19 protein-coding genes and 1 pseudogene are annotated in these 25,961 nt (G+C 73.2%); 9 read left to right on the top strand and 11 right to left on the bottom strand.

Annotation, left to right across the window (positions count from 1 at the left end):
* Nucleotides 1-87: 87 nt before the first annotated feature.
* The 3 genes from ABZ016_RS38430 to ABZ016_RS38420 are packed head-to-tail and all read left to right on the top strand — an operon-like array spanning nt 88 to nt 4,390.
* Nucleotides 88-1,326 carry a choice-of-anchor Q domain-containing protein gene (locus tag ABZ016_RS38430; RefSeq protein WP_356921396.1) on the top strand — a complete coding sequence of 413 codons (1,239 nt, stop codon included), beginning with the start codon at nt 88-90 and terminating at the stop codon, nt 1,324-1,326.
* Nucleotides 1,323-3,026 (top strand): carboxylesterase family protein, encoded by a 1,704-nt coding sequence (locus tag ABZ016_RS38425; protein WP_356921395.1) that lies wholly within the window; start codon nt 1,323-1,325, stop codon nt 3,024-3,026. Before ABZ016_RS38430 ends, ABZ016_RS38425 begins: the two co-directional genes overlap by 4 nt.
* Nucleotides 3,023-4,390, top strand: coding sequence for a phenylacetate--CoA ligase family protein (locus tag ABZ016_RS38420; RefSeq protein ID WP_356921394.1), 1,368 nt, complete (start codon nt 3,023-3,025; stop codon nt 4,388-4,390). Before ABZ016_RS38425 ends, ABZ016_RS38420 begins: the two co-directional genes overlap by 4 nt.
* Here the strand turns inward: ABZ016_RS38420 and ABZ016_RS38415 are convergent.
* The 3 genes from ABZ016_RS38415 to ABZ016_RS38405 form a co-directional block, all read right to left on the bottom strand.
* On the bottom strand, nt 4,374-5,033 hold the full coding sequence (locus ABZ016_RS38415; protein ID WP_356921393.1) for a TetR/AcrR family transcriptional regulator: 660 nt from the start codon (nt 5,031-5,033) through the stop codon (nt 4,374-4,376). The two genes, ABZ016_RS38420 and ABZ016_RS38415, sit on opposite strands and share 17 nt — an antisense overlap.
* Before the next feature lie 331 nt (nt 5,034-5,364).
* A complete protein-coding gene (locus ABZ016_RS38410) occupies nt 5,365-6,183 on the bottom strand; it encodes a methyltransferase domain-containing protein (RefSeq protein WP_356921392.1) in 819 nt (272 codons plus the stop codon).
* Between the two features lie 54 nt (nt 6,184-6,237).
* Nucleotides 6,238-6,747 (bottom strand): metallophosphoesterase, encoded by a 510-nt coding sequence (locus ABZ016_RS38405; protein WP_356921391.1) that lies wholly within the window; start codon nt 6,745-6,747, stop codon nt 6,238-6,240.
* A 207-nt stretch (nt 6,748-6,954) separates the two neighbouring features.
* On the opposite strand from ABZ016_RS38405, the gene ABZ016_RS38400 reads away from it, so the two are divergent.
* A complete protein-coding gene (locus ABZ016_RS38400; protein ID WP_356921390.1) occupies nt 6,955-8,898 on the top strand; it encodes a glycosyltransferase family A protein in 1,944 nt (647 codons plus the stop codon).
* A 63-nt stretch (nt 8,899-8,961) separates the two neighbouring features.
* On the opposite strand, the gene ABZ016_RS38395 is transcribed toward ABZ016_RS38400, so the two are convergent.
* The 7 genes from ABZ016_RS38395 to ABZ016_RS38365 all read right to left on the bottom strand — a co-directional run bounded on the left by ABZ016_RS38395 (nt 8,962) and on the right by ABZ016_RS38365 (nt 16,111).
* On the bottom strand, nt 8,962-9,765 hold the full coding sequence (locus tag ABZ016_RS38395; protein WP_356921389.1) for a class I SAM-dependent methyltransferase: 804 nt from the start codon (nt 9,763-9,765) through the stop codon (nt 8,962-8,964).
* On the bottom strand, nt 9,762-10,637 hold the full coding sequence (rfbD, locus tag ABZ016_RS38390; protein WP_356921388.1) for a dTDP-4-dehydrorhamnose reductase: 876 nt from the start codon (nt 10,635-10,637) through the stop codon (nt 9,762-9,764). The genes ABZ016_RS38395 and rfbD overlap by 4 nt, the downstream gene beginning before the upstream one ends.
* Nucleotides 10,634-11,614, bottom strand: a complete 981-nt coding sequence (gene rfbB / locus ABZ016_RS38385; protein WP_003994908.1) for a dTDP-glucose 4,6-dehydratase — start codon at nt 11,612-11,614, stop codon at nt 10,634-10,636. Before rfbB ends, rfbD begins: the two co-directional genes overlap by 4 nt.
* On the bottom strand, nt 11,611-12,678 hold the full coding sequence (locus ABZ016_RS38380; protein ID WP_356921387.1) for a glucose-1-phosphate thymidylyltransferase: 1,068 nt from the start codon (nt 12,676-12,678) through the stop codon (nt 11,611-11,613). Before ABZ016_RS38380 ends, rfbB begins: the two co-directional genes overlap by 4 nt.
* 104 nt (nt 12,679-12,782) lie before the next feature.
* Nucleotides 12,783-12,956, bottom strand: coding sequence for a hypothetical protein (locus ABZ016_RS38375; protein ID WP_356921386.1), 174 nt, complete (start codon nt 12,954-12,956; stop codon nt 12,783-12,785).
* A gap of 187 nt (nt 12,957-13,143) precedes the next feature.
* Nucleotides 13,144-13,563: a CBS domain-containing protein gene (locus ABZ016_RS38370; RefSeq protein ID WP_356921385.1), complete on the bottom strand. Its 420-nt coding sequence runs from the start codon at nt 13,561-13,563 to the stop codon at nt 13,144-13,146.
* A 97-nt stretch (nt 13,564-13,660) separates the two neighbouring features.
* On the bottom strand, nt 13,661-16,111 hold the full coding sequence (locus tag ABZ016_RS38365; protein ID WP_356921384.1) for a SpoIIE family protein phosphatase: 2,451 nt from the start codon (nt 16,109-16,111) through the stop codon (nt 13,661-13,663).
* A 187-nt stretch (nt 16,112-16,298) separates the two neighbouring features.
* Here ABZ016_RS38365 and lanKC point away from each other — a divergent pair, with 187 nt between their 5' ends.
* The 4 genes and pseudogenes from lanKC to ABZ016_RS38345 form a co-directional block, all read left to right on the top strand.
* Nucleotides 16,299-18,893 (top strand): class III lanthionine synthetase LanKC, encoded by a 2,595-nt coding sequence (gene lanKC, locus ABZ016_RS38360; RefSeq protein WP_356921383.1) that lies wholly within the window; start codon nt 16,299-16,301, stop codon nt 18,891-18,893.
* A gap of 84 nt (nt 18,894-18,977) precedes the next feature.
* Nucleotides 18,978-19,097, top strand: a complete 120-nt coding sequence (locus tag ABZ016_RS38355) for a SapB/AmfS family lanthipeptide (protein WP_345663966.1) — start codon at nt 18,978-18,980, stop codon at nt 19,095-19,097.
* An 87-nt stretch (nt 19,098-19,184) separates the two neighbouring features.
* Nucleotides 19,185-20,936 carry an ABC transporter ATP-binding protein gene (locus ABZ016_RS38350; protein ID WP_356921382.1) on the top strand — a complete coding sequence of 584 codons (1,752 nt, stop codon included), beginning with the start codon at nt 19,185-19,187 and terminating at the stop codon, nt 20,934-20,936.
* Nucleotides 20,933-22,486: pseudogene (locus ABZ016_RS38345) on the top strand (ABC transporter ATP-binding protein); the annotation flags it as partial. The gene ABZ016_RS38350 and the pseudogene ABZ016_RS38345, both read left to right, overlap by 4 nt.
* Nucleotides 22,487-22,777: 291 nt before the next feature.
* Here the strand turns inward: ABZ016_RS38345 and ABZ016_RS38340 are convergent.
* Nucleotides 22,778-23,386, bottom strand: a complete 609-nt coding sequence (locus ABZ016_RS38340) for a response regulator transcription factor (protein WP_356921381.1) — start codon at nt 23,384-23,386, stop codon at nt 22,778-22,780.
* A gap of 317 nt (nt 23,387-23,703) precedes the next feature.
* Between ABZ016_RS38340 and ABZ016_RS38335 the strand changes: the two genes are divergently transcribed.
* Nucleotides 23,704-25,857: a SpoIIE family protein phosphatase gene (locus ABZ016_RS38335; RefSeq protein WP_356921407.1), complete on the top strand. Its 2,154-nt coding sequence runs from the start codon at nt 23,704-23,706 to the stop codon at nt 25,855-25,857.
* Nucleotides 25,858-25,961: the final 104 nt, after the last annotated feature.

The following is a 25,961-nucleotide window of genomic DNA, read 5'->3' as shown; positions in this document are numbered from 1 at the left end:
CGAGCCGCGCATCGCTCACCAGCACGAAGTCCTCGCAGCAACCGAGTCCTGGCACGCCCGGATTTCTCGCCGAGAGGGGTTCGACCCATGAACCGCACAGCCGTGACGGCCGCGATCGCCGCCGTCCTGCTCGCCACCGCCGCACATCCCGTCGCCCATGCCGGCGCTCCAGCGGCCGCCGACCCCACGGAATTCACCGTGAACACCACGTCCGACGCGGTCGACGCCGACGGAGCGGACGGCCGGTGTCTCACCGCCTCGGGCAGGTGCAGCCTGCGTGCCGCGGTGATGGCCGCCAACGCCAAGCCGGGCAGTACGATCACGCTGCCTCCCGGCCACTACCGGCTGACGATCCCGCCCGACCCGCGGCTGATCATCGGCGACCACCCCGACCCCACCACGGGTGACCTGAACGTCGCCGCCCCCATCACGATCAAGGGCACCGGCGCACGAACCACCGTCATCGACGCCAACCACCTGGACCGCGCCTTCCGCATGCAGGCGGACAGCCGACTGTCCGATCTGACGATCACCGGAGGAGTGACCGCGCAACGCGAACTGCCCATCACCGACACCGGTGGTGGCGCGATCGCCAACGGACATCACATGACGCTGCGGCGGGTCACGGTGGCCGGGAACTCCGCCGGTTACGGCGGCGGCATCTTCAACGTCCCGGACTCCCACCTCGATCTGATCGACAGCACCGTAAGCGGGAACGTCGCGGGAGAGGCCGGCGGCATCCGGTTCGACGACACCGGCACCGTCACCAACTCCACGATCGCGGACAACCGGGTGACGAATCCCGGCGACCGCCCCGGCAGCCTCGCCGGTTACGGCGGAGGCATCGACATCCGGGGGACGGGACCCGTGGAAATCCTCAACTCGACCATCACCGGGAACCGTTCCAGCGACGGCGGGGGCGGGATCAACATCGCCCCCGCGTACCTCGACAGCCTGCCCTCACCTGTCCCCGACATCATCGATCTGCCCCTCGGGCGCATGACGCTGCGCAATTCCATCGTCGCGAACAACACGGTCGACGGTGCGCCCGCAGACTGCAAGAAGGCCTTCGCGACCATCACGTCGCAGGGCCACAACCTCGACGGCGACGGCAGCTGCCGGCTGACCGCCGCGGGCGATCTGCCCAGCCGCTCCCCCCTGATCGGACGTCTGGCGGACAACGGCGGCCCCACCGACACCGTCGCGCCGCTGCCCGGCAGCCCCACCCTGGACGCGGCTGTCGGGTGCCCGGCCACCGATCAGCGCGGCGTCGCGCGTCCCCAGGGCGCCGGCTGTGACATCGGCGCGTACGAGGCCGCGTCATGACCCCGCGCCATGGCCTCGGCCCGCGTCGGCACTCGGAGCGACGCACGACATTCCCGCGTTCCGCGTCGGCCCGCGCCGCAGCCGCCTTCGCGGCACTGCTCCTGTCACTGACCGTTCCCCCGTCCACCGCCCGCGGCGCTCTTGGCCCTGACTCCCTGGTCGTGCGGACCGACCGGGGCTGGGTGCGGGGCGCGGCCGTCCACGGCGGCGGGCGGGTGTTCCACGGGATCCCGTTCGCCGCCCCGCCGACCGGTGAACTGCGCTGGCGTCCGCCGCGTCCCGCGGCGCGGTGGTCCGGCACGCAGAACGCCACGGCGCCGGCTCACCCGTGCCCCCAGTTACCGCTGACGCTGCTCCCCGACGGTGGCCCCGTTCTGCCCGGGGAATCCAACCGCACCGGCAGCACCGTGGAGGACTGCCTGTACCTCAATGTGTGGGCGCCCGCCCGCAGCGACGGCCGGCTTCTGCCGGTGCTGGTGTGGCTGCACGGCGGCGCCAACGCGTATGGAGCGGGCAGCGACTACGACGGTGCCGCGCTGGCGGCGCGGGGTGTGGTCGTGGTGACGGTCAACTACCGGCTCGGCGCCCTGGGATTCCTGGCCCACCCCGCCCTGTCCGCCGAGAACCGGGACCACGCCTCCGGCGACTACGGCCTGATGGACCAGCAGGCCGCCCTGCACTGGGTGCGGCGCAACATCGGCGCCTTCGGCGGCGACCGGAACCGGGTGACGCTGGGCGGTCAGTCCGCCGGATCTGCGGACACCTGCCTCCACATCGCCTCGCCGACCGCGAAAGGCCTGTTCCACCGGGCGATCCAGCAGAGCGGAGCCTGCGCCGGGGGCGGTGGTCTGACACCCCTCACGCTCGACGCGGCCGAGCGGAGGGGCAGCGACGTCGCGGCCTCGGTCGGCTGCACCGACCCGACGACCGCCGCGGACTGCCTGCGCGCCGTGCCCACCACCGAGCTCATCCGCGCCACCGGGACAGGAACCGCCTCGCTGTGGGCCCCGAACACCGGCCCCCGTGTCCTCCCCCGCTCACCGCACACGGCGTGGGCCGAGGGCCGAGTGAACGCGGTCCCGACGCTGAGCGGCAGCACCCATGACGAATACCGCTACTTCACCGCGCTGTACGTCGATCTGCTCAGCGGCGGCCCACTGACCCCTGACTCCTACGCCGCCCTCATCCGGCTCCAGTACGGCAACCGGGCTGCCGCAGTCCTGGACACGTACCCCGCCTCGGCGTATCCGTCCCCCAACCTGGCCTACTCCGCCGTCAACACGGACCAGCGGTTCGCCTGCCCGGCATGGGCCGACAGCCGGCTGTACAGCAGCCGTGCGCCGGTGTACGCCTACGAGTTCGCTGACGCCCAGGCGCCGCCGTTCATCCCGGCACCGCACACGCCGCAGGGTGCCTTCCACGCCTCCGAACTGGCCTATCTCTTTCCCACGGACGCGCTGGCACCCCTGACACCGGCCCAGCGGCGACTGTCCGTCACGATGACCGCCTACTGGGCCCGTTTCGCGGCCACGGGCGACCCCAACGCGCCCGGGACTCCCCCCTGGCCGCGCTACACGGCCGGCGGGGACCGCGTCCAGGTGCTGGCACCGGACCGGGTGGCCCCGGCCACCGGGTTCGCGGCCGACCACCACTGCCCGCTCTGGCAGCCCGCCCCCGTTCCCCCGGGAGCCGTGCGATGACCTCGGCACTTTCCCTGTTCCGGGACGGGCGCCGGACGCTGCGGCAGGGCCCGGACGCCCTGGCGCACCGGCAGCGGGAACGGCTGGCCGCGATGGTCGACTTCGCCCGCGCCCACTCCCCCTACTACCGCGAGCTGTACCGGGCCCTGCCCGAACGCGTCGAGGACCCCGCCCTGCTGCCGGTCAGCCGCAAACAGAACCTGATGGCGCGCTTCGACGACTGGGTCACCGATCCGGAGGTGACCATCGACCGCGTACGGGCCTTCGCCGCGGATCCGGGTCGGGTCGGCGAACGCTTCCTGGGCCGGTACCTGGTCACCACCACGTCCGGAACCACCGGCCACCGGGGCCTGTTCCTGCTCGAGGACCGCGCGACGGCGGTGGTCAGGGCCCTGTCGCTGCGGGCCGCCCGGCGCTCCCTCACCCCCGTGGTGACGGCCCGGTTGCTCGCTCACCGCGTGCGGTCGGCGCACATCGTGGCCACCGGCGGCCATCTGGCCGCGTACGCCGTCCTGGTGCGCTCCCGCGCGGCCGGCCGGCTGCCCGCCCGGGGCGGCCGGGTGCTGTCGGTGCACCGCCCGCTGTCCGAGCTGGTGGACGAGCTCAACCGGTTCCGCCCGGTGTTCCTGGCCGGCTACGCCACTGTGATCGCGTTGCTGGCCGGCGAGCAGCTGGCCGGCCGGCTGCGCATCGCCCCGGCCGTGGTGTCACTGCTGGCCGAGGGCGTCAGCGACCACGACCAGCGAAGGATCCGCTCCGCCTTCAGAGCACACCTGGTCAACACGTATGCCTGCAACGAGAGCCTCGCCCTGGCCTACGGCTGCCCGTTCGGATGGCTCCACGTGCACAGCGACTGGCTGATCCTGGAGCCCGTCGACGCCGACCACCGCCCCACGCCGCCCGGCCGGGAGTCATGCACCGTGCTCCTGACCAGCCTGTGCCGATGGGCGCAGCCGATCCTGCGCTACGACCTCGGCGACAGCGTCCTGCTGCGTCCGGACAGCTGCCCGTGCGGGGACCCGCTTCCCGCGATCAGGGTGCGCGGTCGCGCGGCGGACCTGCTGTTCTTCCCGCTCCGGGACGGCGGCAGCGTGCGTATCGTGCCCATGGCCTTCGAGACCCTCCTGGAGGCCGTCCCGGGCATCGACCTGTTCCAGATCGTCCAGACAGGGCCGACGTGCGTCCGCGTGCGGATCCGGTCTTCCGCCGGAGCCGATCCGGACCAGCTGTGGACGGTGGTGCGAAAGGAGATGGCCGCCCTGCTCGCCGCACACGGTGCGGCCCACGTGAGCGTGGAACGCGCCCACGAGCCACCCGAGCAGTCCCCGGGCGGGAAGTACCGGGTCGTCATTCCCCTGTCGTGACACCGCGGGAGGGGGCGTCGTCGCCAGGGACGTCCCCCACCGGAACGCCGTGGTGGCTCGCCAGCGCCAGCAGCGCCACACGCAGTGGTCCGGTCTCCAGCGCCGTGTCCGGCTCGAACCAACGGGCCACCACGGTTCCGCTGGCCATCCTCAGGGTGAAGCGCGCCAACTCGTCCGCCACCTCGGGGCGGTCACGCAGGGCGAAGACGGAACTCACCGATTCCCGGGCCCAGGTGACCAGCGCGTCACGGTAGTGACGCACCTCGGCCACGGCCGCCGCGCTGGCGTCCTGCTGCACCATACCCAGACCCAACAGCAGCTTCACGCCTCGCGGTTGACGCCGGAAGGCGCTCCCCACCGCCGTGAGAAAGGTGTCCAGGCGCTGCGCGACGCCGGCGCCCGGCACCTCGGCCGGGGGCAGGGCCGCCAGCAGCCCGGTCCTGGCGCGCTCCAGCACCGCGACGTAGATCCCGTCCTTGCTGCGGAAGTGCCAGTAGATCGAACTGACCGGCAGGCCGCATGCGGCGGAGATCATCGAGATGGACGTGGCGGCGAAGCCGTGGCGTGCCATCAGCTCGCCGGCGGTGTCGAGTATCGCGTCACGGGACCGCGCGCCGCGGTCCAGGGCCGGTGCCTCCGTCATAGGGCCGACTCTAGAGGAGGCACCGGCCGGTGGTGACGGGTTCGGTCCTCCGCAGAACCGAACTCCTTGCGGGTGTCCACCGGCTCACCGAACAGCTTGTGGGACCGGGCGTGGGCACGGCGCAACGCCCGCCTTCTGGATGTGGACCAGCAGCGCGGGTCGGCCGGGTCCGCGTGCCCGTGCTCACCACCGTGATCGGCGGGGCGGCGCGCGAGCTGGGTCGAGAGGGAGGCCCGGGAGATCGTGGACGAGGTGTGCGGCATCCTCGTCCGCCTGTCGGCTCCGCCCGGCCGAACGCCTGGTTCCGGTCCGCCGCGGAAGGGTGATCGTGTCAGGGCCGCGAGCCGTCGTCCACCGGTCGGCGGCCCCAGGCCGAGATCATCGGTGACGTGGCGAGATCCAGGCGCCCCGCCTCGACGTTGCCGAGATGCCGCTCGATCTCCTCGTCCGTGGCGAGGCCCGCCGCGACCAGCTTGTCCCGCACCTGCCGGACCGTGGCCGCCTCCAGGACGGCGCACGCGGGCGAGGTGACCGGGAAGTAGGCGTCGGCCTCCACGTCGGCGAGGCCGGCCTCACGCAGCAGCCGCGGCAGCCTGCGTCCGTAGGCGAGGTCGGCACCCCGCCGCCGCAGCAGTTCGCGGAAGCCTCCACGCAGCCGGTTGGCCAGCTCCTGCTCGGAGCCGTGCTCGTCGGGGCAGATCAGCGGCTGGAGCGCGGGGTCGGCGTCCTCGATCAGCAGCAGGCCGCCGGGGCGCAGGGCCTGGACCAGGGTGCGCAGTGCCGCGTCGCGCTCGGCCACGTGGACCAGGACGAGACGGGCGTGGATCAGGTCGAAGGGTCCGGCCGGGGGATCGTCGCGGCCGACGTCGTGGCGGAGCACCTCGACTCCCTCGGTGGCGGCCGTCCCGGTCCAGGACACGTCGATGTCGGTGGCGAGCACGCGGCCGCGGGGCCCGACGCGCTCGCGCAGCCATGCGACCACGCTCGGCCCGCCGGCGCCGACCTCCCAGCACCGCCATCCCTCGGCGACCCCGAGCGTCTCGAAGTGCCGGAACGTCGAGGCGTCGAAGAGGGCCGCCAGCGCGTCGAAGCGGGTGCCGGCCTCGGCCTGCCGGTTGTCCAGGAGGTATCCCTCCTCGTCCTGAGCCATGGGCCGATCATGTCACGGTCGTCGCGACGGCGGTCACGGGGACGAGGGGCCAGGTCAGCGCGGTGTGCGGGGTGGCAGCCGGTGCAGTTCCACGTCGGTGAGCAGGCCATCGGCGACGGTGGCGGTCATGTAGGTGCAGTGGGGCTGGCGGCGGCGGTCCGTCGGGGAACCCGGGTTGAGCAGGCGCAGGCCGGTGGGGGCCGTGGTGTCCCAGGGGATGTGGCTGTGGCCGAAGACGAGGACGTCGAGGTCGGGGAAGCGGGCGGCGCAGCGCTTCTCCCTGCCCTGGGCGGGGCCCGTCTCGTGGATCACGCCGAAGCGCAGTCCGTCCAGTTCGGCGTGCGCCACCTCGGGCAGCCGGGCACGCAGGTCCGGGCCGTCGTTGTTGCCGTACACGGCGACGAGCCTGCGGCAGCGGTCCGCCAGCAGGTCGAGGGTGGCGGTGTCGACCCAGTCTCCGGCGTGGAACACGACGTCGGCCCGCGGGAGTTCCGCCAGCAGCCCCGCGGGCAGTTCCCTGGCCCGTTTCGGCAGGTGGGTGTCGGACATGAGGAGCAGTCGCACGCCTTCAGCCTAGAGGCTGCCGACCGCTCCACCCGGGACCCACTTGACCGTGAACAGACAGACAGACCAGCTCAGTTGCCCGCCGGCCGAGATGATCACGGCCCGGTATCGAAGTGCGGGGCGGACTTCCCGGCCGGGTTAGCATCGGGCAACACGCAGTAAGACAGGACGTCTACGGCAAGCGACCCGAAGGGGCCCGGAAACCCGATGCCGGTCAAGGTCAGCGTCATCATCCCCGTGTACAACCCGGGGGTCTACATCGAGGACTGCATCTCCTCGCTGCAGCGGCAGTCGCTGCCTCCGGACGAGTACGAGGTGATCTTCGTCGACGACGGGTCGACCGACGAGACACCGGCCCGGCTCGACGCGCTGGCGGCCGAGGACCCCCGGATGAAGGTCATCCACCAGGAGAACTCCGGCTGGTCGGGCAAGCCCCGCAACGTCGGCATCGCCGCCTCCCGGGGCGAGTTCGTCATGTTCGTCGACAACGACGACTACCTGGGCGACGAGGCCCTGGAGCGGATGTACGACTACGGCGTGGCCAACGGTGCCGACGTCGTGGTGGGCAAGATGGCCGGCAAGGGCCGCGGGGTGCCGGTGGAGCTGTTCCGCCGCAACCACCCGCGCGCCACGGTCGAGAACGCGCCGCTCATCGACAGTCTCACCCCGCACAAGATGATCCGCCGGGCCTTCCTGGACCGCATCGGCCTGCGTTTCCCCGAGGGCAGGCGGCGCCTGGAGGACCACGTCTTCATCGCCGAGGCGTATCTGCGGGCGGAGAACGTCTCCGTGCTCAGCGACTACGTCTGCTACTACCACATCCGCCGTGAGGACGGCTCCAACGCGGGCTTCGAACGTTTCGATCCCGTCGGCTACTTCAAGAACCTCCGTGAGGCCCTCGACGTCGTCGAGCGGTACACCGAGCCCGGCCTGGTGCGCGACAAGCTCTACCGCCGCTGGCTGCGCGTGGAGATGGTCGAGCGGCTGCGGGCCGGGCGCTTCCTGAAGCTGCCGGACGACTACCGCAGAGAGCTGTTCGCGGAGATCCACCAGGTGGTCGTCGAGCGGTTCGGGCCCGGGGTGGCGGCCGCGCTGCAGCCGACGCAGCAGGTCGTCGCCGCGCTCACCGCGGCCGACCGGTACGACGACGTCGTGTCCTTCGCCCAGTGGGAGGCGGGGGTGGCGCCCAAGGCCGCTCCCGAGCACGTGGAGTGGCGGGACGGCTCCGTCAGCATCGGTTTCACCGCGGAGTACGTGTCGGGCGACCGGCCGATGACCTTCCCGGCCGACCCCGAGGCGACGCCGCTGACCGACACGCCCAAGGACGTGACGGAGGCGGTGGAGTGGGTGGCCGCGCAGACCGCCGCGCGCTTCGGGCAGGCCACGGCCGATCTGCTGCTGCGGGAGCGGTCCAGTGCCGCGCAGTACTTCCAGCCCGTGCGGCTCTCCCGGGAGACCGTGCCGGTCGGGGACGGTGAGGAGGTCCGGCTGGTGCTGCGGGCGACCGCCACCGTCGATCCCGCCGCCCTGCCGCGTGACGGCGCCTGGGACGCGGTGGTCCGCGTCAAGCTGGGCGGATGGACCAAGGAGGTCCGGCTGGGGCCGGCGCCGCGCGAGAGCCGGCCGGCACCGGAGGCGGGGGTCGTCGGGAGCCGCTCGGCCCTGCCGTACTGGACGGAGCCGCACGGCAACCTCTCCCTAGAGCTGGGCACCCGCGGCAAGCGGCTCGGGCTCGGCCGGGTGAAGCAGTCCGACGTCACCGTCTCCGGGGGCCGTTTCCGGGCGTTGCTCCCCCTGCACGTCCCGGGCGACACGGAGGTGCGCCTGCGGTTCGTCTCCTCCCAGCGGTACTTCGACGCGCCCGGCACCCTCTCCCCCACCGCGGAGGGGTCGGGAGCGCTCCTGGGAGCGCCCCTGCCCGCCGACGACCTCTCCCGCGGCACCTGGCGCGTGGCGCTCTGCCTGACGCCCTCCGCCGACCGGCCACGCTTCACCGGCCTGCCGTTCGCCCTGCGCGCCACGGGCGAGGACGTCCTGGTGGTCCCGGTCCCGGGCCCCGGCGTGGCGCTGCGACTGGCCCGGGGCGCGCGACGCGTGCTCGGTGCGGCGCGCCGGAGGGTGGTGCCCCGGGCCAAGTCCGGGAAGCACTGACGTCCGGTGTCACGGGCAGGCCCACGACCTGCCCGTGACACCCGAGGCACAGCGCTGAAGGGATCAGCGGCTGACGCCCACCTGCTCCAGCGAGCGGCGCAGCGGCTCCCAGCCGATGGAGCGCGGGAGGCCGCGGTTGCGGGCCTGGGCCAGGGGCCGCCAGAAGCCCGCTTCCAGGAGCGCCTCGGGGCGGACCGCCCCGGCGCGCTCCAGGATCTGCTCGGGGACCTTCTGCGGGTCGGGCACCTTGTACTCGGCCATGATCTCGTCGTACTTGTCGTGCAGGACCCGGTTGTCCGGGTCGGCGCCGAAGACCACGAGCTGGCCGGTGGGCGCGGTGTCCACCTGGACCGTGACCAGGTCGGGCCGGTAGCGCGCCAGGACCTCGGTGATCTTGTAGACGTCCCCGGTCCAGGCGTTGGTGTGCCGGTCCCGGGCCGCCTCGTCGACGCTGCGCGGCAGCATGTCGTCGAGGACGATCACGCTGCCCCAGTCCGAGTACTTCTCGACGTTCATGAAGTCGCGCAGCGCGAACTCGAACAGGTGCATGCCGTCGATGAACGACAGGTCCAGGGTCGTGCGGCGCCAGTAGCCGATCGGGCTGCGGCCGCGGCGCAGGTTGCGCAGCGGGTGCCGGCCGCCCTTGAGGTGCTGCAAGGGGTTCTCGCGGGCGAAGAAGTCGTCACTGGTGGCCTTCACCAGGTGGACGTCGCACCTCAGCTCCGAGACCACCTTGAAGGCGGGGTCGATCGCGATGCTGGGGACCCGGGACAACGTCAGGCTGCGGCCGTCGTTGACGCCGATCTCCAGGTAGTTGCGATTGGCGCTGACCTTGTGCAGTTCCCGGAGGAACTCATGGCGTTTCACGAGGAGGACTCCTTGCGGATGCGGGGCAGTGCTTCGTGCAGGGCGGAGCGCCAGTCGCGCGGCGGCGGCAGGCCGATCTCCTGCCACCGGCGGTGTGCGAGGACGCTGTACGCCGGGCGGGGCGCGGGCCGGGGAAAGGCCGCGCTGCTGGTGGGACGCACCCGGTCCGGGTCGGCGCCGACGAGGGAGAACACCTCGCGGGCCAGCTCGTACCAGGTGGCCTCACCGGAGTTGGTGGCGTGGAAGACGCCGTGCGCGCCGGGACCGAGCCGCTCGCCGAGGCCGGTGATCCGCTCGGCGACGTCCGCGCTCCAGGTGGGCTGCCCGCGCTGGTCGTCGACGACGTCGACGGTGTCGCGGCGGGCTTCGAGACCGATCATGGTCCGCACGAAGTTAGCGCCGTGGACCCCGTAGAGCCAAGCCGTACGGACGATCGCGCTGCGCCCGGGGAGCTCCTCCAGCACGGCCTGCTCCCCGGCCAGCTTGGTGCGGCCGTAGGCGGTGCGCGGGGCGGGCCGGTGGTCCTCCGGGTAGGGAGCGGTGCGGGCCTCCCCGGAGAAGACGTAGTCGGTGGAGACGTGGATCATGCGGGCGTCGTGGGTGGCGCAGGCCCGGGCCAGCAGGCGCGGTCCCTCCCCGTTGATCTCCAGGGCGCGGGCCTCGTCGGTCTCGGCGTCGTCGACGGCCGTGTACGCGGCGCAGTTCACGACGAGGTCGGGCCGGTGGTCCGCGACCGCCCTGCCGACGGTCTCGGGCCGGGTGATGTCCAGGGCGGCCCGGTCGAGGGCCACCACCTCCTCGCCGCGCCGGGTGAGCTCCCGGGCGACGTCGTGGCCGAGCATCCCGCCCGCCCCGGTGACCAGCCACCTCATGCGCGCTCCTGGGCGACGCGCCGCTTCAGGGGCTCCCACCAGGCACGGTTGTCCCGGTACCAGGCGACGGTGTCGGCGAGGCCGGCACCGAAGTCGTGGCGGGGGCGGTAGCCGAGTTCGTCGCGGGCCTTGGACCAGTCGACGGAGTAGCGCAGGTCGTGGCCCTTGCGGTCCTCGACGTACTCCACCCGGTCCCAGTCCGCGCCGCAGGCCTCCAGGAGCAGGCCGGTGAGTTCCTTGTTGGTGAGCTCGGTGCCGCCGCCGATGTTGTAGACCTCGCCGGGCCTGCCCTTGGTGCGGACGAGGTCGATGCCCTGGCAGTGGTCGTCCACGTGCAGCCAGTCACGGACGTTGCGGCCCTCGCCGTACAGCGGCACCTTGTGGCCGTCGAGGAGGTTGGTGACGAACAGCGGGATGACCTTCTCGGGGAACTGGTGCGGTCCGTAGTTGTTGGAGCACCGGGTGACGCGCACGTCCAGGCCGTGGGTGCGGTGGTAGGCCAGGGCGAGCAGGTCGGAGGAGGCCTTGGAGGCCGAGTACGGGGAGTTCGGCTGCAGGGGGTGGTCCTCCGGCCACGAGCCGGACTCGATGGAGCCGTAGACCTCGTCGGTGGAGACGTGCACGAAGGGGCCCGTGCCGTGGCGCAGGGCGGCGTCCAGGAGCGTCTGGGTGCCCAGCACGTTGGTGCGCACGAAGTCGGCCGCGCCGGTGATCGAGCGGTCCACATGGGACTCGGCGGCGAGGTGCACGACCTGGTCCGCGTCGGCCACGAGCTTGTCGACGAGCTCGGCGTCGCAGATGTCGCCCTGCACGAACTCCAGCCGGGGGTGGCCGAGTTCGAGGTTGTCGAGGGTGCCGGCGTAGGTGAGCTTGTCCAGCACGGTGATGCGTGGCGCGTCGGGCGCGTCCGAGGCGAGCAGTGCGCGGACGTAGCGGGAGCCGATGAAGCCGGCGGCTCCGGTGACGAGGAGGTTCATGAAGTGATCTGCACCTTGCTGTGGTCTCCGAGGACGAGGCGGTGGGCGCTGGGGACGCTGGGGGCCGGGGTCACCTCGACGTGCCGGCCGATCAGCGAGGACTCGATCCGGCCGACGCCCCGGATCGAGGAGTCCCGCAGCACGATCGAGAACTCCAGTTCACTGTCCGTGATCCGGCAGTTCTCGGCGATGGAGGTGAAGGGGCCGACGTAGGAGTTGCTGATGACGGTTCCCGAGGCGATGACGACGGGGCCGACGACGCGGGAGTTGACGATCCGCGCGCCCTCCTCCACCACCACCCGGCCGATGGTCTGCGACGCGTCGTCGACGTCACCGTCGATGCGGCGTTCCATGGCCTCGAGGACCGTGCGGTTCACCTCGAGCATGTCGCCGACGTTGCCGGTGTCCTTCCAGTAGCCCTTGATGACCGTGGAGCGCACGTCCGCGCGGGAGTCGATCAGGTGCTGGATGGCGTGGGTGATCTCCAGTTCGCCGCGCCAGGACGGCTCGATGGCGCGCACCGCTTCGTGGATCAGGGGGGTGAACAGGTAGACGCCGACCAGGGCGAGGTCGCTCTTCGGCTGGTCGGGTTTTTCCTCCAGGGCGACGACCTGGCCGGACGGGTCGAGTTCGGCGACGCCGAAAGCGCGTGGGTCGGCCACGCGCGTGAGCAGAATCTGGGCGTCGGGCCGGTTGTCCCGGAACTCCTCGACGAGACCGCTGATGCCGCCGACGATGAAGTTGTCGCCGAGATACATCACGAAGTCGTCGTCGCCGAGGTAGTCGCGGGCGATCAGTACCGCGTGCGCCAGCCCCAGGGGCCGTTCCTGCGGGATGTAGGTGACGTTCAGGCCGAACTTCGACCCGTCGCCCACCGCTTCCTCGATCTCCGCGGCCGTGTCCCCGACGATCATGCCGACGTCGGTGATGCCGGCCTCGGCGATCGACTCCAACCCGTAGAACAGCACGGCCTTGTTGGCCACTGGGACCAGTTGCTTGGCCGACGTGTGTGTGATCGGCCTCAGTCTTGTTCCTGCGCCGCCGGACAGCACGAGAGCCTTCATTCGGCTCACCTTAGTCGGGTTCCGGCGGATGTGAACATCACTTCTTTTGGTTGCCGGCGCGCGGAGTTACCCGGATCGTCACCGAGCGGCTCCCCGAGGTGCTGTCAGTCCTCGCCCCGCACGATGTTCCAGTCCGGCTCGGCGTGCCCGGTGCCGGTGGCCGCACGGTCCTCCACGGCGGGGAGGCAGGTCCGCAGCGCGGCCTTGCCGCGCAGGCGGCGCGCCTTCGACCAGCCGGTCTCGGGGCGACGGACGACGGGCTTGACAGTGGTGTCCATGGGCGTCACGACTCATCATCTTCCTTCTGCATCCGCTGTTGTTCGAGTGCCCAGGGACAAACCGAACAAACTCCGGCCATGACGCCGTGTTCACACTCTGAACTCCCGGTGATCGTACGGTTGTTCACCTCGTACGACGGTCCCGCGCACGGTGTGTGCACGGGACCGTACGGAACGGTGCTGCCGGTCAGGTGTTGGGCCGCGCGGCGCTGATGTCGCCCAGCGCCGACTCCGGGTCACGCTCCACGGCCATGTCGCCCAGGGAGACGATCCCCACGGGGTGCCCGTGGTCGACGACCGGGATACGGCGCACGGAGTGCTCGCGCATCAGCTCCACCGCGTGGTCCAGGTTCTCGTCCGGGCTGACGGTGATCAGGTCGTCGCTGCACGCGCCGGCCACGGTGGTCCGCTCCGGGTCGCCGCCCCGGCTGATCGACCGGACCACCAGATCGCGGTCGGTGACCACACCGCGCAGGTTGTCGCCGTCCGTCACCAGGACGACGCCGAGGTCCTCGTCGCGCATGATGCGGGCCACTTCGGCGACGGAGGTCTGCGGCTCGACCGTGGCCGGATCGCTGGTCATGATGTCGCGGACATGCTGAGCCATGACGTTCCTCTTCCTTCGGCTCCTTGCGGGTTTCTCCGTCTTGCCCCGCCCGGGTACCCGGTGATCCGGCCTGGTCACCAGGTGGGGCGGAGGCCGTTCACCGGCCCAGCACCAGCTCCGCCCAGACCTGCTTGCCGCCGCTGACCGGCAGGGTGCCCCAGGTCGCCGAGAGCGCCTCGACCAGGAGGACACCGCGGCCGCCCGTGGCCTCCCAGCCGATGCTGGTCGGCCGGACCGGCGAGCGGGGCGAGGCGTCGGCGACAGCGACGCGCAGGCGGTTGTCGATGAGCGTGAGGTCCATGCGGACCCGGCCGTCGGTGTGGACGAGAGCGTTGGTGACGAGTTCGGAGACCACGAGGAGGACGGCGTCGACGTCCTCGGTGACGCCCCAGGACCGCAGGGTGCGCCGGGCGAAGCGGCGGGCGTGCCCGACCGCCTGCGGGACCCGCCACACCGTCCAGCTCTCCCGCAGCGGGCGCAGCTCCATGCCGTCGTACCGCAGCAGGAGCAGGGCGACGTCGTCGCTGCGCGGGGCGCTGCCGAGGAGAGCGTCGGCGAGCAGGCCCAGGTCGACGGCGGCGGCGTCGGCCAGCCGGCCGGCGAGACGGTCCATGCCCTCGTCGATGTCGGAGTCGGGCGTCTCGACGAGCCCGTCCGTGGCGAGCGCGAGCACGGTGCCGGGCGGGAGCCGCAGCGGGCTCATGGGGAACTCGGTCTGGGTGATCACGCCGAGGGGCGGGCCGCCCTCGGCCTCCGCGATCTCGGTCGTGCCGTCGGGGTACCGCAGCACCGGCGGCAGGTGCCCGGCCCGCACGCACCAGGCGGAGCCCTCCTCCAGGTCGATGTCGACGTAACAGCAGGTGGCGAAGAGGTCGCTGTCCATGTCCATGAGCAGCCGGTTGGCGTGCGCGACCACCACGTCGGGCGGATGTCCCTCGACGGCGTAGGCACGCAGGGCCGTGCGCATCTGGCCCATCAGGGTGGCGGCGCCCGCGCTGTGGCCCTGGACGTCGCCGATGACGAGGGCGACATGGTGGTCGGGCAGCGGGATGACGTCGTACCAGTCGCCGCCGAGTTCGAGCCCCGCGGTGCTGGGCAGGTAGCGGGCGACGGCCACCGCGCCCGGCAGCCGGGGCAGGCGGCGGGGCAGCAGCTGGCGCTGGAGCATGCCGACGAGTTCGTGTTCGGCGTCGAAGGCGCGGGCCCGCATCAGGGCCTGCCCGGCGAGGCCGGCGCAGGCGGTGAGCAGGGCGCGCTCGTCGGCCCCGAAGTCGTGCGGGGCGTCCCAGCCGATCAGGCAGGCCCCGGCCATGCGGTTCCCGGCGGGCAGCGGCAGGACGGCGAGGCCGCCGGGGCCGACCTCGGCCAGGGCGCGTTCCAGGGGGCTGCCGGCGGGCCAGATCCGGGCGCGGCCCTCGCGCAGGGCCGCGGCGAGGGTCGGCATGGCGCGCACCGGCGCGTCGGGCCACTCGGTGCGCCACTCCGACCGCCACAGCTCGGGCCAGGCTTCGGGTTCGGGCGGGTCGAGGACGGTGACGACGAGCCGGTCACTCTCCAGCTCGGCGAGTGCGATCCGGTCGGCCCGCAGCGGCCGGCGCAGTGCGGCGACGACGGCCTTGCCGACGTCGCGGACGGTGACGGCGGTCGTCAGCGCGGTGGCCAGGCGCTGGACGCGGGCCACGTCGGTGACCTCGGAGCGCAGCGTGGAGGCGTCGGCGACGGTGCCGACGAGCCGGGCGGGGTGCCCCTCGCCGCCGGGCAGGAGCCGGCCGCGCAGCCGGAGCCACTTCGGCGGCCCGGTGGGCTGCAGGACACGGAACTCGAGTTCGCGGTCGCCGATCGACATGTGGTCGGCCTCCACCACGGACATCAGCGAGGGGAGGTCCTCCGGCACGGTCAGGCCGAGCAGGGTCTCGACCCGGCCGTCGAACTCCACGGGGTCCAGGCCGAACAGGTCGAGCAGGTCGCCGCCGACCCGGACCCGGCCGGTGTCCATGGCGAGGCTGAACCCGCCCGGCCGCAGCTCACCGCCGTCGGCCGGCGCCGCCGGGTCGCGGAAGGCGACCGCCTCGGAGACAAGTGACAGGCACTCGAGGTCGTCGGTGTCGAACCCTCCGGGGCGCTCGCTCACGGCGAGGAGACAGCCCCCGCCGTTCCCGTGCACGGGCAGGACCGTCAGGTGGAAGTCCTGGGACGGCGCGCGCCGCGCCTGGGCGCGCCCGGCGAGTTCCGCCGGGTTCAGCGACACCGGCCGTCCGCCCCGGTGGGCCTCGGCGACCGGGGACCGCCCGGCGCGGGGGTAGGCGTCGCGCAGCCCGTACAGCGTTCTCGGCACCCCGGCCGACTCCACCAGGCACAGCAGTTCGCCGTCCTGGCTGGGCGCGTACACGGCGGCGAACGCCGCATTGGCGAAGACCAGTGCCTGTTCGAGGACGCGGCGCAGCCGATCGGATGACTCCTCGTCGACGGCGATCGCTCTGAGGGCACCTTCGGCACGCAGCGTTCGCGTTCCGCGTGCTTGGGCGCCCTCAGTGACCACGTTGGCCATTACAGCGCTTATGAGACACCCGCGCAGCCCCTGTGAGCGTTCCGTGAACCTGCCTTGACGCGGGGCGCTCGAAAGACATCGAACAAGTCTTTACGCATGCGTTCCGCACGGTGATCTCGTGACAGCCGTGACTGTCGGGGCCCCTCGCGTGGCTGGAAGGCTCGGTGCCCGTCGAGGAGGGGGACGCATGGACAAGCGGTACGAGGTGTACGCGCTGGCCGACCGGCATTTCTACGAGACGCCGGACCGGCTGGCACGGGGCGGGCAGGGGACAGCCGCGCACCTCTACGAGACGGCCCGCCGGCCGGTTCCCGAGGGCTGGGAGGCGGCCCGGATCGGCGACTGGCTGACGATGACGCCGCGCGGCACGGACGGCGAGCGGCTGCCGGGCCCGGCACAGGGCTGGAAGATCCATGCGTCGGCGACCCGGGCGAACGCGGAGGAGGTCGCCCGGATCGTCTGGGACTACTGCGTCGAGCGGCGCGTCCCCTTCAAGTTCGTGCCGGGTCCGCACCTGCTGCACCTGCGCAACACCAAGTACGCTCCGCGCGACGGCAGCGGCAAGTTCGTCACGGTCTACCCGGCCGACGAGGAGCAGCTGCACGAGGTGCTGCGTGAGCTGGGCGGGCTGCTGGAGGGGTTCGAGGGGCCGTACATCCTCACGGACCTGCGCTGGGGCGAGGGCCCGCTGTACGTCCGCTACGGCGCCTTCGCGCGTTCGTTCGTCGTGGACGAGCGGGGTTCGCTGGTCCCGGCGGTGCGGGACGGTGAGGGACGGCTGGTGCCGGACCGGCGGTCGCCATCCTTCCAGGTGCCGGAGTGGGTGACGCTGCCGCCGTTCCTCCAGCCGCACCTCGACGCGCGCAACACCACGACGGTCGGCGAGCTGCCGTACCGCATCGAGAAGGCGCTGCACTTCTCCAACGGCGGCGGTGTGTACGCGGGCACCGACAGCCGCGACGGGCGCAAGGTCGTGCTGAAGGAGGGCCGGCCGCACGCGGGGCTGGCCTCGGACGGCGCCGACGCGGTCGCCCGGCTGGAGCGGGAGAAGCGGGCGCTGGAGCGGGTCGCGGGCACGGGTGTGGTCCCGGAGGTACGCGACTGGTTCGAGCTCGGCGGGCACCGCTTCCTGGTGATGGACTTCCTGGAGGGCCGTCCGCTCAACTCGTTCTTCGCGGAGCGGCACCCGCTGCTCACCCAGGATCCCGACCCGGAGGCCGTCGCCTCCTACACGACGTGGGCGCTGCGCATCCACCGCAAGGTGGAGGAGGCCGTGGCGGCGGTGCACGAGCGCGGCATCGTCTTCAACGACCTGCACGTCTTCAACATCATGGTCGGCCCCGACGAGGAGGCGGTGTTCCTGCTCGACTTCGAAGCCGCGGCCCCCGCCGAGGAGAACGGCCGCCAGGTCGTCGCCCACCCCGGCTTCTTCGCGCCCCCGGACCGCCGGGGGGCCGACGTCGACCGCTATGCGCTGGCCTGTCTGCGCCTGGCCCTGTTCCTGCCCGTGACCACGCTGTTCGTGGTCGACCGCGGCAAGGCGGCGCACCTGGCCGAGGTGATCGCGCAACAGTTCCCGGACGTGCCGCGACAGTTCCTCGACGAGGCGGTCACGGAGATCACACGGGAGGTGTCCGGCCGCACGGTGGCCGCTCCCTCCTCGCCGGTGGACCCCGGTGACTGGCCCTACAGCCGGGACTCGATGGTCAAGGCGATCCTCGCCTCGGCCACCCCGGACCGTGACGACCGGCTCTTCCCCGGCGACGTCGCCCAGTTCTCGGACGGCGGCGGACTCGGGCTCGCTCACGGCGCCGCGGGGGTGCTGTACGCCCTGGACGCGTCGGGCGCCGAGCGGTACGAGGAGGGCGAGCGCTGGCTGCTGGCCCGGACCGCGCCGGCCCCGGTGGGTACGCCGCTCGGCCTGTACGACGGGCTCGCGGGTGTCGCCCTGGTCCTGGACCGGCTGGGGCACCGGCAGCGGGCGCTCGACCTGGTCGAGGGCATCCTCGCGGAGCGGTGGCAGAACCTCTCCTCCGACCTGCACGGCGGACTGGCCGGACTGGGCCTCGTCCTCGGGCACCTGGCCCGTACGACCGGGGAGGCGGAGCTGGGCGAGCGGGCCCACGAGGCCGCGCGGATCCTGGTCCAGCGCCTCACCGAGCCGGTCCCGGCCACGTCCCGGCGGCGCGCCGGACTGCTGCGCGGCGCGAGCGGCCCGGCCCTGCTCATGCTGCGGCAGTACGAGTGGACCGGCGAGGAGGCCTGGCTGGAGGCGGCGGCCGTGGCACTGCGCCGGGACCTGGAGTCCTGCGTGACGCGGGAGGGCGGCGCGCTGGAGGTCGACGAGGGCTGGCGGACCCTGCCCTACCTGGGCGACGGCAGCGCGGGACTCGGCATGGTCCTCGACGACCTCGTGGCCCACGCCCCCGGCCTCGCCGGGGAGTTCGGGCAGGCCCGCTCCGGAGTGCTCACCGCGGCCACCTCCCGCTTCTACGCGCAGCCCGGTCTCTTCCAGGGCCGCGCCGGAATGATCCTGCACCTCAGCCGCACCACCACGCCGGGCGCGACCGGGGAGCGGCTGGCCGGCCAGATCTCCGGGCTCGGCTGGTTCGCGATGGCGTACGAAGGCCAACTGGCCTTCCCCGGCCACCAGATGATGCGGCTCTCCATGGACCTCGCCACCGGAACGGCAGGGTGCCTGCTGGCGCTCGGCGCGGCCCTCGACCCGGCGGCCGACGCCCACCTGCCGTTCCTCCCGCCGCCGAACCGGCGGCCCCACTGACGCGGTTCCGCCACCCGGCGGAGTCGTGACACCACCCCGTCCCCACGGATGACCACGGACGGACAACCAACGGAAGGACACACCATGGCACTTCTCGACCTGCAGACCATTGAGACCGAGGAGCGGACGACCGGCGGCGGCGGCGCCAGCACGGTCAGCCTGCTCTCCTGCATCAGCGCCGCGAGCGTTCTGCTCTGTCTCTGACATCAGGTCTGCACGGCTCCGGGCGGTTCTCTCCCTTCGGGGAGGGGCCGCCCGGGGTCCGTCCGTCCCGTCCCACGAAAGGCCCGTATGACCACGCGTGCCGACGACGACCCGGCGGCCGGACACGCGCGCACGCTGCTGCGTACGGCCACCCGGTACAGCGGGGCCCGCTGCGCGGCACTGTGTCTGGTGAGCATCGCCGCGACCGGTGCCGGACTGCTGCTGCCGGCCGCACTGGGCCGGGCCCTCGACCTGCTGCTGGCGCAGGCCCCGGCCACCCGCTGGGTGCTGTACTGCTCCGGACTCGTCCTGCTGCTGGCCCTGCTGGACGCGGCCGAGACCGTGCTCACCGGCACCGTCGACGCCCGCAGCACCGGCTGGCTGCGCCGCCGGCTGACCGGGCACGTCCTGGGCATCGGCCCACGGGCCACGGATCGCTTCGGCTCCGGTGATCTCATCGCCCGGCTGGTGGGCAACGCCGCCGAGGCGGGAACCACGCCGGCCGCCCGTGCGGCACTGCCCGCCGCCCTCGCCGGCCCGATCGGCGGTGTGGTCGCGCTCGGCGTGATCCACTGGTGGCTCGCGGCCGTCTTCCTGGCCGGGGCCCCCGTCCTGACCTTCCTCCTGCGGGCCGTCGCCCGGGACACCTCGGAGAGCGCGGCGCGCTACCAGCAGGCCCAGGGCCGGATCGCGGCCGCGCTGGCGGAGGCCGTCGAGGGGGTCCGTACCGTCCGGGCGGCGGGTACCGAGGACAAGGAGACCGCCCGCGTCCTGCGGCCGCTGGCCGATCTGTCCCGGGCCGGGCACCGCATGTGGCGGGTGCAGGGGCGGGCCGCCGCACAGGCGAGCGCCGTGGCCCCCCTGCTGCATCTCGGGGTCGTCGCCGTGGCCGGAGTGCTGCTCACCCGGGACCGGCTGTCGGTGGGGGACGTCCTCGCGGCCTCGCGGTACGCGGTGCTCGCGACGGGAGTGGGGGTCCTGGTCGGCCGGCTCGCGGGTCTGGCCCGGGCACGGGCAGCGGCCCGCCGCCTCGGCGAGGTCGAGACCGAGCCCGCCACCGCGTTCGGTGCGCGCCGTCTGCCCGACGGCCCCGGGCGGCTGGAACTGCGCGGCGTGACGGCCCTACGTGGCGGGCGCACCGTGCTCGACGGGGTGGACCTCGTCGTGCCGGGCGGCACGACCCTGGCCGTGGTCGGCCGGTCCGGCGCCGGCAAGTCGCTGCTTGCCGCCCTCGCCGGCCGGCTGTCCGACCCGGACTCGGGGGAGGTGCTCCTCGACGGCGTACCCCTGCGCGAGCTGTCCCACGACGACCTGCGCGGGGCTGTCGGCTACGCCTTCGCCCGCCCGGCCCTGCTGGGCGGCACGGTCGAGCAGGCGATCGGCCTCGGCCTGCCGTCCCCCTCCCCCGGCCTCATCCGCGAGGCGGCCCGCACGGCCCTGGCCGACGACTTCGTCCGCAGGCTCCCCGAGGGCTACGACACGGCCGTCACGGACGCCCCGCGCTCCGGCGGCGAGTCCCAGCGGCTCGGTCTCGCCCGGGCGTTCGCGCACGGCGGCCGCGTGCTGATCCTCGACGACGCCCTCTCCAGCCTGGACACGGTGACGGAACGCCACATCACCGACGCCCTCCTCGGCGACGGCCCGGACCGCACCCGGCTCCTGGTCGCCCACCGCAGCGCCACGGCCGCGTGCGCCGACGCCGTGGCCTGGCTCGACGGGGGGCGGGTGCGGGCGGTGGGGCGGCACGAGGAACTGTGGCGGGTCGCCGAGTACCGGGCGGTGTTCGGGGAGGGGCCGCCCTCCGCCGCGACCGATGCCGAGAGGAGTGTGCGGGCATGACCGGCGCCGGCCTCCCCACCCGGGGACTGCGCTTCCTGCTGGCCCGCCGACGGGTCCTGCTGCGACTCACCGCCTGGTCCGCGCTGGAGACCGGCCAGACCTTCCTCATCGGCTACGGGCCCGCCCGGGCCCTGGACTCGGGGTTCCTGCGCGGGCGGCCGGACGTCGGGCTGGTCTGGCTGGCGGTGACCGGGCTCGGTGTCCTGCTCGGCGCGTACGGGACCGCACGGGTCTACGCGGCCGTCGCGGCCCTGGTGGAACCGCTCCGGGACCGGCTCGTGGAGCGGGTGGTCTCCCGCGGGGTGCGCAGCGGCGACACGGGCTCCCTGTCGGGGCTCACCCAGCAGGTGGAGATCGCGCGGGACACCTTCGCCGGACTGGTGATGGTCTCCCGCTCCTTCCTGTTCACCGCCGCCGGCGCCCTGGCCGGGCTGTTCACACTCGCCCCGCCGCTGCTGCTGGTGGTGGGGCCTCCCCTGGCCGCGGGAGTGGCGCTGTTCGCGGTGACGCTGCGGCCGCTGGCCCGGCGGCAGGAGGCCTTCCTCGTCGCCGACGAGGAACTCGCGGGACAGCTGGGCGCCGTCTGCCCCGGCCTGCGGGACATCACGGCGACCGGCGCCGAGGCGCCCATCGCGGCGAGCACCGGCGAACGGGTCGAGGCGGAGCTGCGGGCGGCGCGCGCGCTGGCCCACTGGGGTGTGGTGCGGGTGGCGGCCCTGGCGCTAGGCGGCCAGGTGCCGATCGTGCTGCTGCTCGCGGGCGCCCCCTGGCTCCTGGCCCACGGTGTCACCGCGGGAGCCCTGGTCGGTGCCCTCTCCTACGTCACCCAGTCGCTCCTGCCCGCCCTGCGCAACCTGGTCCACGGCCTGGGCACGAGCGGCTCCCGCCTGACGGTGGTCCTGCGCCGACTGGCCCCGGCGGGCTCCGGCGAGGCCGGGCAGGGCACGCCGTCCCCGGCGGACCGGCGCCCCGCGGACACGACGGGCAGGTGCGTGGGGCCACGTCCCGATCCCGGCCCCCACGCCAACGGGCCCCGCGACTCGCTCCCGGGAGCGGCAGGGGATGCCGACGCCTCCGGTGGCACGATCGCCGGCGCCGGCCGTCCGCGGGGCGCCACTCCCCCGGCCCTGTCCCTCGCCTCGGTCACCTTCGCCTACGGCCCCGCGAGCGCCCCCGTCCTCCAGGACCTCGACCTCGATCTCGTGCCGGGCTCGCATCTGGCCGTCGTCGGGCCCAGCGGCACCGGCAAATCCACGCTCACCGCCCTCGTCGCCGGGCTCCTCACACCGGACCGGGGCACGATCAGCGTGGGCGGGCATGCCGTCCCCGGGCCGGAGGCGGCCGCCGCGCGGGTGCTCATCCCGCAGGAGGCATATGTATTCGACGGCACTCTGGCCGATAATCTCGCCTATCTGCGCCCGGACCCGGTGCCGGAGGAGGAACTTCTGGCCGCTGCCGAGGCGATCGGTCTCGCCCCGCTGGCCGGCCGGATCGGCGGTCTCGGCGCCCGGGTCGATCCGGCGGCCCTATCGGCCGGCGAGCGGCAGTTGGTCGCGCTGACCCGGGCCTATCTGTCGTGCGCCCCGCTCGCCCTGCTCGACGAGGCGACCTGCCACCTGGACCCCGAGACGGAGGAGCGCGCGGAGCGGGCTTTCGCCGCGCGACCGGGCGGAACCCTGGTGGTCGTCGCCCACCGCATCAGCTCGGCCCGCCGCGCCGGCCGGGTGCTGGTCATGGACGGCCGGAGCACCGCGTACGGCAGCCACGAGGAGCTCATGGGCTGCTCGGCGCTGTACCGGGACCTCGTCGGGAGCTGGGCGCCCGCACCGTCCCGGCGCCGGTCAGAGCCAGCCCTGTCCCTGCGATATGCGGATCGCGTCGATGCGGTTGCGGGCCCCGGTCTTACGGGTGATGGCCGCCATGTAGTTGCGCACCGTCCCGTGGGAGAGGTGCAGGCTCCTGGCTATCTCGGCGATGGAGGCGCCCTCGGCCGCGAGGGATAACACGCTCAGCTCTCTGCGGGTCAGCGGCATCTCGGCCGCCTTGAGGAAACCGAAGCCCAGCGAGTCGTTGACGAAACGTTCCCCCTCGGCGACGCGCCGGATCCCGCGCAGCAGGTTCTGCGGCGATCCCTCCTTGTCGACGTAGCCGAGCGCCCCCGCCTCGACCGCACGTTTCAGCAGGCCCGGCCGGTTCGCGTTGGCGAGCACGAGCAACCGCGGGCGCACCCGGCCCGGACCGGGCCGGGATAACTCGCCCAGCGGAGGGATGCCGTAGGAGTCCGAGCACTCCAGGTCCGCCGCGCACACATCCGGCCGCACCGACCGCATCATGCCCGGCGCACCGCGCCACGACGTGTCGTGCACGGCCAGATCGGATTCCCCCCGCAGCCACTCCGCCAGCACCGACCGCACGAGACACTCGTCGTGCACCAGAAGCACCCGGATCACTGCCACCCCCTCGGCTCGATTGCGCCCCCTCGTCCTGTGGAGCGCGTGCCCTATTTTTCGCGACCGTGACCCTGCGTGGGCGCGAAGAACCGGCCATCAGGGTGCGCGGGGGCGCACGCATGGCGCCCGTACGCCCGTCCGCGCTTCGACTTTGGCGGCATGGGTGGCGGCGTTGGGGGTACGAGAGGGCCTTCGCCGGCGGCGTATGCCTGTGACCGACGGTAACCGTGACACCCCCTCCGCGGCCCTCGTCGTGCGCGACCGGCCGCCAGGGGGGAGATTTGTTCCTGGACCCGGTCGCGCGGCCGTGCGAGGAGGTGGTCGGCGTGTCCGACGGGCAGTCGTCCGCACAGGCGCCGGCAGCCGCCAGGACGTCGGTCGGCCGACCGCTGCTGTCCCTGGCGCTGGCCTCGATGATGGACGAGGTGCACGCCCACTCGGGTGCGGTGTACCTGCTGGCGGCCGACCAGCCGGTGCTGGAGATGGCGGTGATGGCGGGGCTGCCCCGGGCTTTCGCCGCGCCCTGGGAGCGGGTGGGGATGAGCGCGCCGATCCCGGTCGCCGACGCGGCGCGCGAGCGGGAGCTGGTGTGGGTCGGCGGCGAGGAGGAGATGGCCCGCCGCTATCCGCGGATCGCCGTGGTGCTGCCCTACCCGTTCGCGCTGGCCGCGGTGCCGATCGCCACCGAGACCGCGGTGTACGGCGCCGTCTTCGTGACCTGGCCGGGCGGGCATCCCCCGGAGCTGTCCGACCGGGAGCGCGAGCATCTCGTCGCGGCCTGCGGCCGGCTGGCGGTGCGGCTGGAGCGAGCCGCCGAGATCGGCATCCCGCCGCACTCCGAGAGCGATCTGCTGGCCTCGCCCCTGGTGGGCGGGATGGCCGGCACGCTCGGCACCGTCGAGGCGGCCCGGATGGTGAGCCGGCTGCCGTACGGACTGGTCTCGCTGGATCTGCACGGGCGGATCGGCTTCGTCAACGCGGCGGCGGCCGAGCTGCTGAACGTCCCCGTCAGCCGGCTGCTCGGCACGCAGTTGTGGGCGTCGGTGCCGTGGCTCAACGACCCGGTGTACGAGGACCGCTACCGGGCCGCGCTGATGAGCCAGCACACCTCCTCGTTCGTGGCGCTGCGTCCGCCGGGCGAGTGGCTGTCGTTCCGGCTGTACCCGAGTACGACGGGTCTCAGCGTCCGGATCACCAGGTCCCGGGCCGTGTCGGAGATGAACCGGGCCGCGCCGCCCTCCGACGGGAAACCGTCCCGGCTGGTCACCATGTCGCAGGTGCTGGACCTGGCCAGCGCGCTCACCGAGGCGGTCGGCGTGCAGGACGTGGTGCAGCTGGTCGCGGACGAGCTCGCCCCGGCCGTGGGCAGCCAGGCGCTGGTGGTCCTGGGCTCACGGGCGAACCGGCTGCGCGTGCTCGGGCACCGCGGGTACCGGGACCCGCACGTGGTGGAGCGGTTCGACGGCATCCCGCTGTCCGAGCCGATGCCCGGCACCCAGGTGCTGCGCACGGGCGTGCCCGCGTTCTTCGAGTCGCAGGAACAGCTGGAGCGTCTCTACCCCGCACGGCTCGCGACGCCCGACGGGTTCGCCGCCTGGGCCTACCTCCCGCTGATCGCGCAGGGCCGGCCGGTGGGGACATGCGTGCTCTCCTACGCCGAGCCGCACGTCTTCCCCACGGAGGAGCGGGCGGTGATGACCAGTCTGGCCGGACTGATCGCGCAGGCGCTGGAGCGGGCCCTGCTCTACGACGTCAAGCACCGGCTCGCGCACGGACTGCAGGAGGCGCTGCTGCCGCACTCCCTGCCGGCGCTGCCCGGCATCGAGTCCGCCGCCCGCTACGTGCCGGCCACGCAGGGCATGGACATCGGCGGCGACTTCTACGATCTGCTGGGCGCCCAGGGCAAGGCGGCGGCGGTGATCGGGGACGTCCAGGGCCACAACGTCACGGCGGCCGGTCTGATGGGGCAGGTCCGCACCGCGGTGCGCGCGTACACGGCGGTGGGCCAGGCACCGGAGGAGGTCATGCGCAGCACCAACCGGCTGCTGCTCGACCTGGGCGCCGAACTGTTCGCCAGCTGCCTGTACCTGCGGCTCGACCCGGCGCACGGCCGGGCCGTGATGTCCCGGGCGGGTCATCCGCCGCCGCTGCTGAGACGGCCGGACGGACGGGTGCGCGTCCTGGACCTGGCGGGTGGCCCGCTGCTGGGCGTCGACGCCTCGGCGGTGTACCCGACGACGGAGGTCGCCCTCGCCCCCGGCTCCCTGCTCGTCCTCTACACCGACGGGTTGGTCGAGTCCCCCGGCACGGACTTCGAGGAGGCCCTGGCGGACCTGGGCCGGCACCTGGCCGACGCCGGGGACCGGCCGCTGAACGAGCTGGCCGACAGCCTGGTCCGCCACCGGCACCGCACGGACGGGGAGGAACGGCTCGACGACATCGCCCTGTTGCTGCTCCGGGCGATCGGGTGACACAGCCCCTCACAGGGACGGGCCGGTCCTCCCGCCGGAGGGCCGGCCCGGTCCCGCCAGGAAGGGGGCGGAACCGGGCCGGCGGCGTCGGGCCGAAGGCCGAC

This window comes from Streptomyces sp. NPDC006372, from assembly GCF_040612515.1.
Lineage (GTDB): Bacteria > Actinomycetota > Actinomycetes > Streptomycetales > Streptomycetaceae > Streptomyces.
Note: the sequence above shows the minus strand (reverse complement) of the source record. Positions and strands in the feature narration are given on the sequence as shown.